We start from the raw sequence: 12,699 nt of genomic DNA on the forward strand, positions 1-12,699 counted from the left end.
TTTTTCTCCCTCTCCCTGTGGGAGAGGGTCGGGGTGAGGGCATCAGCGCGCAAGGCGGTTCATGCGTTCTTCCAGCCGCCGCCCAGCGCCCTGTACAAATCGATCTGCGCCAGCAGCAGGTTATTTTTCACCTGCACCACGCTGGTCTGGACCGAGTACAGCGTGCGCTGCGCGTCCAGCACGTCCAGATAAGAGGAGTAGCCGTTGCGATAGCGATTCTGGGCTATGCGCAGCGTCTCCTGGGCCACGTCCTGCTGGGCAAGCAGCTCCGTCAGCTGTTCCTGATAGCGCGTAATGGCATCAAGGCTGTTGTTCACCTCGGCAAACGCGTTACGCACGGTTTTTTCATAGGCGTACAGCGCCTGGTTACGCTGGGACTGGGAAATATCCACCTGCGCGTTCAGCGCCTGGCGGTTAAGGAGCGGGGCGAGAATACTGCCGCCTGCGCTCCAGAGCTGAAGCGGGTTGTCCAGCAGGCCGGAAAGCGTACGATCCTGAATCGATCCGGTTGCGGTCAGGTTGATCGACGGCAGCAGGCTGGCGCGTGACGCGGCAAGCGAGGCGTCAGCCGCAACCAGCTGTCGCTCGGCCTGAACGATATCCGGCCTGCGATTCAGCAGCGTAGAAGGCAGCTGCGACGGCAGCGTGAGCGGCGTCAGCGCCGCAAAGCTTTCGCTGCGAGCCACCGCGCCGGGATTGCTTCCCAGCAGCAGGCTCAGGGCATTCTCCTGTTGCGCTATCTGATGCCGCAGCACGGGCACCTGCGCCCGCGTTGAGCGAAGCTCGGAATCCGACTGCATCAGCTCCAGGCGAGAGCTGTAGCCCGTCTCAAGCTGGCGTTTGGCGAGCTTAAACGCCTCCTCGCGCGATTTCAGCGTGGATTCGGTCACGCGCAGCTGTTCGTCAAGCGAGAGCAGGGTGACGTACCCGGAGGCAACGGACGACGCGACGGTGAGATCCGCGGCGGCAGCGGCGGCTTTTTGCGCTGCCAGCGAGGCTTCGGCGGCATTGGCTGTGCTGCGGTTGACGCCCCAAATATCAACGTCATAGCTCGCCGTTAGGCTGCCTCTGTACAGTGTGCCGTAGACCGGCAGCCCGGTCGCGGCGGATTGCGACCGGGCGCGCGTCCCCGTTACGCCCGCGTCAAGGGACGGAAACAGGCTGCCGTCGGCAGCAAAGACCCGCGCCTGATACTCGTTAATTCGTTCGCGGGCGATCAGCACGTCGCTGTTGTTCTTAAGCGCCTGATCCACGTAGCGGTTGAGGTTGTTGTCATGAAAATTACGCCACCAGAGCTGCTCCGTCGGGCTGGCAGGACCGGCGTCAGCACGCCACTGGGCAGGAATTTGCAGCGTCGGCTGCGCCGGTTTGACATCGACGGACTGGCATCCGGCCAGCATGACCGCCAGCACCAGACCGGCTATCGGGCGAAGAGTCATTGCTTCGCCTCCCGCGTATCAATCGTCACCTGTACCGACATACCCGGACGCAGCAGTTTGTACGCATCTTCTTCACCCAGCACCTCAATACGCACCGGAATACGCTGGGCGATTTTTACAAAGTTGCCGGTAGCGTTGTCTGGCGTGATGGCGCTGAATTCAACCCCGGTCGCCGGGGAGATGCTCTCCACGCGGCCCTGATACGCCTTGTTGTTTAAGGCATCGACGGTGAATTTCACTGGCTGGCCGACGCGCAGCTCCGCCAGCTGGGTCTCTTTGATGTTGGCGATCACCCAGTGCTGAGGCGGCACAAGGGTAGTGAGGTGCGTTCCGGCGGTTACATACGCCCCGAGACGCACGGCAATCTGACCGAGCTGGCCGTCGCGCGGGGCGATAATGCGGGTGTTTTGCAGGTCAATCTGCGCCAGCTCCAGCGCCGCTTTGGCGTTTTCAACATCCGCCTCCAGCGCGCCGCGGTTCACAATCACCGTCTGCAGATCCTGACGCGACATCTCAAGCGTGGCTTTCGCCTGGTCGATGTCGGCGCTGCCCTTGGCGGCGCTGGCCAGCGCGGCATCACGTTCGCGAATGGAAAGCGATCCGTCTGCCGTCAGATCCTTCACGCGCTTTAGATCCGCCTGGGTTTTCAGGCTCTGGGCGCGGGCATTTTTCAGCGCGGCGTCATTTTTGGCGATGGTCGCTTCGGCGCTTTTACGCTGCTGTAGGTTGTTATTCAGGGCTGCAATTTTCATCGCCAGCTGTGCCTCGGCCTGATGGACGCGCTGACGATAGATTCGGTCGTCGATCTGCAACAGCAGGTCACCTTTTTTGACCTGCACAAAGTCCTGAACCTTCACCTCGGTGATATAGCCGTTAACCTGGGGGCTGATGAACGTCGTCTGGCCGCGCACGTAGGCGTTGTCAGTAAACTGCGCGTGGCGGGTAAACGGCGGCAGCTGCCATGCATAAAGGATCACCAGTACGCCGACTATACCGATGGCGGCGGCGGTAAAAACGGACACAATGCGCACATTTTTGCGGGTGTTGGCCTGCTCTTTGGCGGCATCCTGCTGACTCATAAATTCTCCAGAAATAATTCAATTATTTGTTGCCGGTGGCGTTCTTCAGCGCCATACGGGCAGTGATGCGCAGGCGCAGCAAGCGCCATAAAATCCAGACCAGCGTGGCGGCGGCAATGCTCGCCGTCAGAAGATAAGTATCGTTGTAAGCCAGAATGTTTGCCTCAAGGGTGGTCACCGTCTGTAGCTGGGTAATGGCCTGCGTTCCCAGCAGCGAACTGTCGCCAATCAGGCTTTTATACATCTGGGTATATAGCTGAATTCGCTCGTTGACCAGCGGGTTGAGCGTGGTGAGCTGATCCGCCAGCAGGCTGGAGTGGTACTTCTCGCGCCAGGTCTGGAAGGTGCCGAGAATCGCTGATCCCAGCAGGCCACCGAGGTTCTGGCTCATACCGAACATCACCGAGAAGCTGACCAGGTTACGCGGGTCGGCGATCACCCCGCCAATGGCGGCCAGCATGGCGGGTGCCAGGAAGAAGGCGCTGCCGAAGCCAAGCAGGAACTGGCTTAGCATCAGCTGATCCGGGCGGGTCAGGTTGTTGGATTGGCTGTCCAGCAGCGAGGCAACAATCATCAGCGCCAGAGAGGTGATGATTGGCCACGCAAGTTTCGTCGGCTTGATGGTGAGACAGCTGGTGACGATCCCGCAGACGATCCCGGCGAAAATGGACCACGCCAGGTGGGTCATCTGCTCGTTCTGCAACCCCACGTACTGCAGCCAGCCGATGACGCCGGTGTTTTGCTCCGCCAGCACGATGCGGATCAGCAGCATAATGAGCCCCAGACGGACGATGCTGCCGCTCGACAGCCAGCGGGTGTTCAGCAGCGGGTTGCTGCGGTTATGTTCAAACACGATGGCGGAAACAATGAGCACCAGCGATAGCGCCAGCGACCAGCCGATCCACGGCGCCTCGAACCACCATTCAAGGCGGCCTAACGAGAGCACGGCGCAGAGCAGGGCCATACCAGGAGCCAGTAAAAAGAAGGTGATGAAGTCTTTCTTCTCAAAGACCTTGCGCCGATCCCCCGGCGGCAGCTTTAAGGCTATCACGCAGGCAAGGGAGATCAGCGCCAGCCCGAGCTCGAAGAAATAGAGCCCACGCCATTCGTCCAGCTGCAGCAGTTCGGTGGAAAAGAGACGCGCCAGCGGAATAGCGAGCGACGATCCGGTGATGCCGATGGTGAGCGCCTTCAGGCGGTGCTTCGCAGGCCAGGCTTGTATTTGATAATAAATCCCCAGCGAGCTGAGCGCCGCGGCCACCATCCCGTGCGCGGCGCGCACCATCAGCGCCGAGCTGAGATCGTTAACGAACAGGTGGAAAAAGGTGACCAGTACGTACAGCACCAGAAAACCTTCCGTAAAGGCGCGCAGGCCGTACTGCTGGCGGAATTTGACCAGCAGCAGGTTGATGGAGATGTTGGTCATCACATAGACCGCGGGTAGCCAGGCGATTTCGGTCGACCAGGCCCCGAAGGTTCCCTGCAGGTTTTGCAGGTTGGCGGTCACCACCGCATTTCCCAGCGCCCCCGTCAGACATACCAGCAGGCCAACGACGCCGTAGGCGACGCGTTTTGGCGTACTGTGCTCCGGGGTGGAAGGTGAACCCAGCAGGGCGGGTTTCTCATGTGGCTGCCACTCGCGAGGAGCATAAGGGTCGCGTTCGGGCAGGCGCATAACGTCATTACCTTAGAAATAATTGAATAATTAGCGGGCTGGCGATTCTACGTCTGCCGCAAATGATAATTCAAGTGAATATGATTTACGCATGTTAATCAAATGTAGAAGAAAAATTTAAGTAAAAAGAGCGGCCCGGGGGACGGGCCGGGAAAGGTCAGAGACGTTCGGGCTGCGCCTGGATGAGTGTTGCACGCTTGACGCGGCTGGCGCAGAAGATCGCGATTAAGGAGATGACCACCGTGACGGCAAGATACCAGGCCACCGGAACCCAGTCGCCGTCATATTTTGCCAGCAGGCCGGTGGCAATCAGCGGGGCAGTACCGCCAGCCAGCGCGGCACCGAGCTGATAACCGAGGGTAATGCCGGTGTAGCGTACGTTTGCGCTAAAGATTTCAGAGCACAGCGTGCCGAGTACCGCCGTTACCGGTGCCCACAGCACGCCAAAGGCGATGACCGTTGCGAGCACGATGCCCCAGGTTGTACCGGTATTGAGCAACATAAACCACGGCACGATAAACAAACCGAGGATAAAGACGCTTGTGGCATACATACGCTGACGGCCAATTTTATCCGAGAGCAGCCCCATTAACGGAATCATTATCGTAGCCACCAGGGCTCCCAGCGTCACGGCCTCCAGCGCCTGCGATTTTTGATAGGTCAGCGTGCTGGTGGCGTAGCTCACCACAAACGTAGAGAAAATATAGAACGGCGCGGTTTCCACGACTTTGAGACCGGCGGCAATCAGCACTTCACGCCAGTGGTGCTTCAGCGTATCGCGCAGGGGAGCCTTAGCCACCTGACCGGACGCTTTGACTTTCTTAAAATCAGGCGTTTCATCGATATCTTTGCGGATCCACAGGCCAAGCAATACCAGAACCGAACTCAGCAGGAACGGGATGCGCCAGCCCCAGGAGAGGAAATCTTCCTCACTGAAAAGCGTCATCAGCGAAACGATGAAGGTCGCCATCAGCATGCCGATGGTCACGCCCGCCTGTGGAATGCTGCCGAAGAAGCCTTTACGTTTTTCGGGCGCGTATTCGTAGGCCAGCAACAGCGCGCCGCCCCATTCACCGCCTATGCCCATCCCCTGAATAATACGCATCAGGATCAGCAGAGCGGGCGCCCACAGGCCAATCATGTCATACGTTGGGAGCAGGCCGATCATGACGGTTGCACCTCCCATCAAAGAGAGGGTAAGTACAAGGGTTTTTTTACGGCCAATGCGGTCGCCGATATGGGCGAAAAGTACCCCGCCAATCGGACGGATAAAAAAGGTTAATGAGAAAGAGAGATACGAGAGAATGAGTCCGATCACCGGATCGACCATCGGGAAAAAGATCTTATTAAAGACCAGCGCGGCCGCCGTACCGTAGAGAAAATAGTCAAACCATTCAATGGCGCTCCCGGTAAGGCTGGCGATTAACACCTTCTTATTTTTTCGTAATACCGTCGTCGTACTTTCATGTTCTGTCATGACCTGAAACCCCGCCACGTTGATGATGTATGAGGTGTCACCTGGCGCGCTTCAGGTGCAACCCGTGATGATGAAAAAGGTTGTCAAATTGTTAAGCAACTTAGGGTTGGATGTTGTATTTGGCAAGAGCAGGGGGGTGGAAACTGGTCAGATCACGGCGAAATAAGCAGCGTTGGGTGCTTTTCCATGACGTCTGTACAATACAATGTTTTGTAAGGCTGGAAATCAAAAGCATAATAGGCAGGTGCAACCTGATGATATTTGGATGTTTCTGGTTATTTCAGAAAAACGATAAATTCGGCGATTCAACAACATGAGGAGTTGACCATGGTTCAGCCCCATTTTCCCATTCTGGCGGATGCCACGCTGGCGGCCATCAATACTGTCGGCGCATGGCTGGCGCAGGACGACCTGAGCGAGACCCGTCAGCCCCCGGCGGTCGATGTGGTGATTCTGGCTGGCAACGCGGTGATCCCGACCATTGACGCGGCCTGCCGTATTGCCTCTCAGAAAAACGTGCCGCTTCTGATCAGCGGCGGCATCGGCCATTCGACCACGTTTTTATATGAAGCGATCCGCAAACACCCGCGTTATCACACTCTATCGGTCGCGGGGCGGGCGGAAGCAAGCATTCTTGCCGACGTTGCGCGGGAGTTCTGGCAGATCCCCGATGAGCGCGTGTGGATTGAAGATCGCTCCACTAACTGCGGTGAGAACGCGCGTTTTAGCTGGAACATGCTGAAGCAACGCCAGCGGACAAGCGGGCGGGTGCTGGTGGTGCAGGACCCGACGATGCAGCGCCGCACGATGGCAACCTTTGACCGCGTGTGCCGCGATGAGCCCGCGCCACCGCAGTGGATAGGCCATCCCGGATTTACGCCGATGCTGCAAAACGGAAAAGAGGGCGTGGAATTTAGCGAGGACACCGCCGGGCTGTGGCCCGTTGATCGCTATCTTTCACTGATTCTGGGTGAACTGCCGCGGCTGTATGATGACGTTAACGGCTATGGCCCGGCCGGGCGTGATTATATCGCTCACGTTGAGTTCCCAGAGGTCGTCACCGCCGCATGGAGACGGTTACAACAGGACCCGGTCCTGAAGGGCGCACGTAAAATAATCTGAGCACGGAACAATCCCCTCGCCCCTTTGGGGAGAGGGTTAGGATGAGGGGTAGGGTTGGAAAATCACAGCGCCGCAAACTTATCCAGCGTGCGCACCAGCTGGGTCACAAAACCATATTCGTTGTCATACCAGGCCACGGCTTTCACCAGCTGCAGATCTCCCGCTTCTGACACTTCCGTCTGCGTGGCGTCGAAGACCGAACCATAGTGCGAGCCAACCACATCGGACGAGACAATCTCCTCATCCGTATACCCAAACGATTTATTCCCCTGGGTCGCCTTTTTCAGCGCGGCGTTGATCTCCTCGACCGTCACCTTTTTACCCAGAATCGCTACCAGCTCGGTAACGGAGCCGGTTTTCACCGGCACGCGCTGGGCGTGGCCTTTCAGTTTGCCGCTGAGCGCGGGGATCACCAGACCGATGGCTTTCGCCGCACCGGTGGTATGCGGAATAATATTTTCTGCCGCCGCCCGCGAGGCGCGAAGATCTTTCCCGCGCGGCCCATCCACCAGCGCCTGGGTGCCGGTGTAGGCATGAATGGTGGTCATAGTGCCCACTTTAATTTCAAACGCGTCGTTCAGGGCTTTTGCCAGCGGAGCGAGGCAGTTGGTGGTGCAGGACGCGACGGAAATAATGGTATCGCTGGCGTCAATGGTGTCGTCATTCACGCTGTAGACGATGGTTTTCATCTCACCCGCAGGTGCCGAGATCAGCACTTTCTTCGCTCCGGCGTCCAGGTGCGCCCGCGATTTCTCTTCTGAGGTATAAAAGCCGGTGCACTCCACGACGATATCCACGCCCGCGGCTTTCCACGGAATGTGCTTTGCCTCTTTTTCGGCGTACACCGCGATGGTTTTACCGTCGACGATCAGCGCATCCTCGGTGAAGTCCACGCTCCACGGGAAGCCACCGTAGTTGGAATCATGCCTGAGCAGGTAGGCCAGGACTTTCGGGGAGGTAAGGTCGTTGATGGCGACGACGGTATTGCTGTCCTGGGTTTCAAGAAGGCGGCGCAGCACAAGGCGTCCAATGCGTCCAAATCCGTTAATGCCAATTTTACTCATGATGTTCTCCTGTGAACGTGTCGATACGACAGTTTGAACTCATCCAGGCTTAGACCATCACGGGCAGGGCGGCAATTGAAGATACTTCATACGACGGGAAGTATTTGAAAAACCATACAGAAAAGTTAATGAATTTTTAAGGAAAGGAGATTATGTTGGCGCGGTGACTGTTTTTTTTCAGGAAATCCCATGCGCACTAAATATACAAGCCTGCAAATCACGATTCACTGGCTGGTGTTTTTGTTAATCGTCGTCGCATACAGCGCGATGGAATTCAGAGGCTTTTTCCCGCGTACTGACCGTCCGCTTATAAACATGATCCACGTCTCCTGCGGGATCTCGGTTCTGGTGCTGATGGTGGCGCGATTGCTGATCCGCCTCAAGTTTCCCGCACCGCCCATTCAGCCGAAACCCAAAGCGATGATCACCGGTATGTCTCACCTTGGGCATCTGATTGTCTATCTGCTGTTTATTGCGCTGCCGCTGATTGGCATTGTGATGATGTATAACCGCGGAAACGACTGGTTCGCCTTCGGTCTGGCGATGCCGCACGCGGCGGAGGGGAATTTTGACCTGGTGGATGTGCTGAAGGAGTGGCATGAGACGCTGGCAAACCTGGGCTATTTCGTGATTGGTCTGCACGCGGCGGCGGCGCTGATGCATCACTATTTCTGGAAAGATAATACTCTTCTGCGCATGATGCCGAAAAAGCGTCAGTAGTGCTGAAACATTGTCGCCGCCTTTCTTGCCCGGCGGCGCTTCGCTTGCACGGGCCTACAAACGGCTCTGAATCGTAGGCCGGGATCGCTACGCGTCACCCGGCGTGTTTTTTAACCCAGCTGCGCACGCTCTTCATCAGTTAACGCCAGCGTCTGCGTTGACCCCGTCTCTGACGATATCACCGCCGCTTCCAGAACAGCCATGACCGCTAACGCCTCGACAGGATGGACAGGATTGGTGATTTTCCCGAGCAGTGCATCACGTACGTTGACGTAGTACTGGCGCTGATCGCCTTTCGTGGTCGGGATCGTCTGCGGTTCGCCGTCAGCCCCAAAGAACACCAGGCTGTCGTCGTCTTCACCCCAGGCGTCGCTGCCGGGGAGCACGCCAGCAAGCAGCTGCGCTTCCTGCTGGTCGATTCTGGCTTTCACCACGCTGCCTTTATCGCCGTGGACGGTAAAGCGCGCCGTACCGCCAGCCACCAGCATGCTGGCGTGCAGAACCACCTTATGTTCCGGGTAATTTAAGACCACGTGCGCCCAGTCGTTAACCTCTGCGCCGTCGCGCAGCGTTGCGATATTTCCCTGCACAGACTCTGGCAGGCCAAACAGCTGAAGCGTCTGGTCGATCAGGTGCGGCCCCAGGTCAAACCACAGGCCGCTGCCGGGCACGTTCTGCTCGCGCCAGCGCACGCGCACTTCCGGGCGGAAGCGGTCAATATGCGACTCCAGATGCTTAACCTTGCCGAGCGTACCCTGCTCGATAATTTGCTTAATGCCGAGGAAATCGCTGTCCCAGCGACGGTTGTGGAAAACGGAGAGCAGAAGCTGCTTTTCATCCGCCAGGGCAATCAGGTCCCGGGCTTCCTGCATATCAAGGGTGAAAGGCTTATCCACGACCACGTGTTTACCCGAGTTCAGGGCCAGCGTCGCCAGCGGCGCGTGGGTGGCGTTAGGAGAGGCAATCACCACCAGGTCGATATCGGGATGCTGAATGGCCTCTTCCGGCGTCGCCACCACCTGTACGTCCGGCAGATCGCGTTTAACCTTCTCTTCATCACGGGAAGAGACCACCGCCAGCTTAAGCCCGTCCACGGACTGGATCAGCGGGGCATGGAACGTTTTCCCCACAAATCCATACCCGATCAGCGCAATGTTGATTGTTTGAACTTTACTCATGACCTTCTCCACGTTAATTCGCGCACACCGTGACCTGCAATGCGCCTGGGTCCCCAAGCTCAGGCCAGGGACGATCTAAAAAGAGTTGATGAATGTCGGTTAACCCGGAGACCAGATACGGTTCGCAGCGGTTAACCTTCAGGTGATCGGCGACAATCCAGCCAGCATGGCTGGCGTCGAGCATCGCGCGTTTTACCTCGGCATCCGCTTCTTTACCGGCGCTCAAACCGAGTTCGGCATGAAGGGCGCACGCCCCAAGAATGGCGATATCTGCCCGATAGCGGGACAGCAGGGACAAGGTGGCGCTTCCGGCAAACAGGCGCTGCTTCCGGTCCCAGTTTCCGCCGAGCAGAACAAGCTCTATGTCCTCCCGGTCACTAAAATGCTGGGCGATATCCAGCGAGGTAGTGATCACGGTGTGAGGCCCCTGTAGAAAAGTGGCCACGGCCATCACCGTGCTGCCGGCATCCAGAAACAGGGTGGAACCCGGCGGAACCGCCTGCGCAACCCGTTTCCCGAGGCGCTGCTTGGTTTCCGGCAGCAGGGTATTGCGGCCCTGACGATTCATGGCCGAAAGATTGAGTGCAATTGCCCCGCCGTGATTCTTCTGGGCAAGGCCCTGATTTTCCAGATCGGTTAGATCCCGACGAATAGTATCCGCTGAAACCTGCAGCTTTTCTGCCAGTTCGGTGATGCTGGCCTGACCTTGTTCACTGAGAATATCAAGGACATAGCGCTGACGTGCGGTTTTGTGCATGGCAGTAATCCTGCAAAATGTCGCAATAGTTTGCATAATACAGCATTTTAAAGCAGAGGGAAGGGTGAGAATGGAATCGCAATGACGACGAGAGAAATCGTTTAGATAGGTGATTATTGAAATTATATTAAACAGATATCATTAAGCCGTTCTGAATGTTAACCAGAGTGTTACTGTTTTGTTTTTATTAATTATTTGGATTATGTAACCAGTGCGCACCCCTTAATGGGATTAATGTTCTGATAAAAACAATATAAATAGCATTTAATTGCTTACATTAGTTTTTTAATGGAATTTAATGTCAACATAAGTGTGTTGGTTACTTAAATTGACACTTCTTTGAAAATCTTTGTGTCTGACCCGCCAAGAAATTAACGCAAAAATGTACGCAGAGGAGATTAAGAATTTTCCTTAAATAACAGAGGGTTTGGGTGTTTCATTTGAAAGGCCATTTTCGGAGTTTTGTCCAGAAACCCCATGTTTTTTCTTGTTTGTAACACCATATTAACATTACGGGTGTAGTGGCCTATACCACATTTTGTTATGCTGCAAATCAACTTAAGAAATAAGTAAATTCTTATTTTTAATAAGACGAAGGCGCTTCTCATCTCCAATGGAAATGGGTATGGGACGTTTTACCTGAAATTCAGTGAGGGAGCGAAAAAGATATTTGTCTAATTATCTATACCTCTTTTTGGGTAATTGTTTTGAGTATCACTCAGAGTCAGGGAGATAAAAATGACGATATTGCACAAGCCTGTGTCACGCCAATTTATAGCTGCGCTGGCATTAATTTCATTAGCCATTAATACGGCTTACGCCAATAGTCGCCAGGTGGGTATTGCCCCGGTGGCAACGACAACCTTAAAAGAAAGTATCCTTTTTGCTATCGACCGCGACCCCTCTGTTAGCCAGCAGGCCGCGCAGTTAGGTATTGGTCAGGCACAAATAGATGAGGCGCGCAGCGGCTGGATGCCGCAAATAGCCTTAAACGGGAGCACGGGGCACAGCCAGACCACCGATTCCAGCGGTTCGCTGAAGAATTCTGCGGCCTGGGGGCTGAGCCTTACCCAGCTGATATACGATTTTGGCAAGACCAACAACAGCATCAGCCAGTCTTCCGCCCGGCGCGATAGCTACCGCTATCAGCTCATGAGCACACTTTCTGATGTGGCGGAAAAAACGGCGCTCGGCTACGTGGAGGTTAAACGCTATTCAGACCTGTTACAGGCGGCAAAAGATAACGTTCAGGCGCTGAAAAACGTGGAGCAGCTGGCCAAACTGCGCGCCGATGCGGGCGTGAGTTCCACCTCCGATGAGCTCCAGACCCGCACGCGGATTGCCGGCATGCAGGCGACGGTGGCGCAGTATAACGCCGCGTTGAACAGCGCCCGCGCGCGGCTCGCGGTATTAACCGGGATGCAGGCGGATAACTATTCGCCGGTACCCGCAAACCTTGCGGTTGAGCCGGATTCGCTCAACCGCATTGATTATTCGTTGATACCGGCGGTAATGGCTGCGCAAAACATGGAACGTTCTGCCCAGTATGGCGTTGAAACGGCGAAGTCCCAGCACTGGCCAACCCTGAGCCTGAAAGGGGGACGCACGCGTTACGAATCGGACAACCGTTCCTACTGGGACGACCAGATCCAGCTCAATATTGACGCACCGCTTTATCAGGGCGGCGCGGTATCCGCACGCGTGCGGCAGGCTGAAGGCGCACGGGCGATGGCATCCTCTCAGGTCGATCAGGCGCGTTTCGACGTTCTGCAAAAGGCCTCCGTCGCACAGGCTGACTGGACCGGCGCACGGGGAAGAATGGAGGCCGGGAAGCGGCAGCTGGAAAACGCGCTGCGGGCCCGCGAGGTTTATAAAAATGAATACACCCTGAGCAAGCGGAGCATTAATGATTTGCTCAGCGTTGAGCAGGATGTCTGGCAGGCCACGTCGGCGAAAATAATTGCCGAGTATGATGGCTGGAGTTCGGCAATTAATTATGCTTCCGCGGTTGATAATTTAATGCCGCTTATTGGAATAGAGAAAAACGCTGCCGCAAAATTACCCGATTTGAGTTAACAAAAGCCACGCATAGCTGCGCGAAATAAGTCTGAAAATAATGGGTGTTTTTTCCCAGGGATAGCTACATCCGTCTGGTGGACATATCCACAGGAATCCGTACACCTGCAAG

At 56.1% G+C, this 12,699-nt stretch carries 10 protein-coding genes; 3 read left to right on the plus strand and 7 right to left on the minus strand.

Annotated elements, in window-relative coordinates:
• Positions 1 to 59: 59 nt before the first annotated feature.
• From ACR42C_RS11045 to ACR42C_RS11060, 4 genes are all read right to left on the minus strand, one after another.
• Complete coding sequence (locus tag ACR42C_RS11045) at positions 60 to 1,439, minus strand: efflux transporter outer membrane subunit (protein WP_163329267.1); 1,380 nt, start codon at positions 1,437 to 1,439, stop codon at positions 60 to 62.
• Complete coding sequence (locus ACR42C_RS11050) at positions 1,436 to 2,518, minus strand: HlyD family secretion protein (RefSeq protein WP_479985130.1); 1,083 nt, start codon at positions 2,516 to 2,518, stop codon at positions 1,436 to 1,438. The genes ACR42C_RS11045 and ACR42C_RS11050 overlap by 4 nt, the downstream gene beginning before the upstream one ends.
• Before the next feature lie 22 nt (positions 2,519 to 2,540).
• A complete protein-coding gene (locus ACR42C_RS11055; RefSeq protein ID WP_116340053.1) occupies positions 2,541 to 4,193 on the minus strand; it encodes an MFS transporter in 1,653 nt (550 codons plus the stop codon).
• A gap of 157 nt (positions 4,194 to 4,350) precedes the next feature.
• Positions 4,351 to 5,670: an MFS transporter gene (locus ACR42C_RS11060; protein ID WP_116341129.1), complete on the minus strand. Its 1,320-nt coding sequence runs from the start codon at positions 5,668 to 5,670 to the stop codon at positions 4,351 to 4,353.
• 327 nt (positions 5,671 to 5,997) lie between these two features.
• Here ACR42C_RS11060 and ACR42C_RS11065 point away from each other — a divergent pair, with 327 nt between their 5' ends.
• A complete protein-coding gene (locus ACR42C_RS11065) occupies positions 5,998 to 6,792 on the plus strand; it encodes a YdcF family protein (RefSeq protein WP_316379094.1) in 795 nt (264 codons plus the stop codon).
• 62 nt (positions 6,793 to 6,854) lie between these two features.
• Here ACR42C_RS11065 and gap read toward each other — a convergent pair whose 3' ends face one another.
• On the minus strand, positions 6,855 to 7,856 hold the full coding sequence (gene gap / locus ACR42C_RS11070) for a type I glyceraldehyde-3-phosphate dehydrogenase (protein WP_166711064.1): 1,002 nt from the start codon (positions 7,854 to 7,856) through the stop codon (positions 6,855 to 6,857).
• Positions 7,857 to 8,045: 189 nt separating this feature from the next.
• Here gap and cybB point away from each other — a divergent pair, with 189 nt between their 5' ends.
• Complete coding sequence (gene cybB / locus ACR42C_RS11075) at positions 8,046 to 8,576, plus strand: cytochrome b561 (RefSeq protein ID WP_116340047.1); 531 nt, start codon at positions 8,046 to 8,048, stop codon at positions 8,574 to 8,576.
• A 110-nt stretch (positions 8,577 to 8,686) separates the two neighbouring features.
• Here the strand turns inward: cybB and ACR42C_RS11080 are convergent, their stop codons facing one another.
• Positions 8,687 to 9,754: an oxidoreductase gene (locus ACR42C_RS11080; protein WP_479985131.1), complete on the minus strand. Its 1,068-nt coding sequence runs from the start codon at positions 9,752 to 9,754 to the stop codon at positions 8,687 to 8,689.
• Between the two features lie 13 nt (positions 9,755 to 9,767).
• Entirely contained in the window at positions 9,768 to 10,511 is a 744-nt protein-coding gene (locus ACR42C_RS11085) for a DeoR/GlpR family DNA-binding transcription regulator (protein ID WP_163329273.1), read from the minus strand.
• A 738-nt stretch (positions 10,512 to 11,249) separates the two neighbouring features.
• Between ACR42C_RS11085 and ACR42C_RS11090 the strand changes: the two genes are divergently transcribed.
• Positions 11,250 to 12,587, plus strand: coding sequence for a TolC family outer membrane protein (locus tag ACR42C_RS11090; protein ID WP_163329275.1), 1,338 nt, complete (start codon positions 11,250 to 11,252; stop codon positions 12,585 to 12,587).
• Positions 12,588 to 12,699 lie beyond the last annotated feature (112 nt).

Source organism: Enterobacter sp. MG-EB028 (assembly GCF_056673305.1).

Bases quoted from the DNA above. Each gene is read 5' to 3' on its own strand.
- ACR42C_RS11060 (WP_116341129.1), bottom strand. From the start codon at position 5,670: ATGACAGAACATGAAAGTACGACGACGGTATTACGAAAAAATAAGAAG.
- gap (WP_166711064.1), bottom strand. From the start codon at position 7,856: ATGAGTAAAATTGGCATTAACGGATTTGGACGCATTGGACGCCTTGTG.
- ACR42C_RS11080 (WP_479985131.1), bottom strand. From the start codon at position 9,754: ATGAGTAAAGTTCAAACAATCAACATTGCGCTGATCGGGTATGGATTT.
- cybB (WP_116340047.1), top strand. From the start codon at position 8,046: ATGCGCACTAAATATACAAGCCTGCAAATCACGATTCACTGGCTGGTG.
- ACR42C_RS11055 (WP_116340053.1), bottom strand. From the start codon at position 4,193: ATGCGCCTGCCCGAACGCGACCCTTATGCTCCTCGCGAGTGGCAGCCA.
- ACR42C_RS11050 (WP_479985130.1), bottom strand. From the start codon at position 2,518: ATGAGTCAGCAGGATGCCGCCAAAGAGCAGGCCAACACCCGCAAAAAT.
- ACR42C_RS11065 (WP_316379094.1), top strand. From the start codon at position 5,998: ATGGTTCAGCCCCATTTTCCCATTCTGGCGGATGCCACGCTGGCGGCC.
- ACR42C_RS11085 (WP_163329273.1), bottom strand. From the start codon at position 10,511: ATGCACAAAACCGCACGTCAGCGCTATGTCCTTGATATTCTCAGTGAA.
- ACR42C_RS11090 (WP_163329275.1), top strand. From the start codon at position 11,250: ATGACGATATTGCACAAGCCTGTGTCACGCCAATTTATAGCTGCGCTG.
- ACR42C_RS11045 (WP_163329267.1), bottom strand. From the start codon at position 1,439: ATGACTCTTCGCCCGATAGCCGGTCTGGTGCTGGCGGTCATGCTGGCC.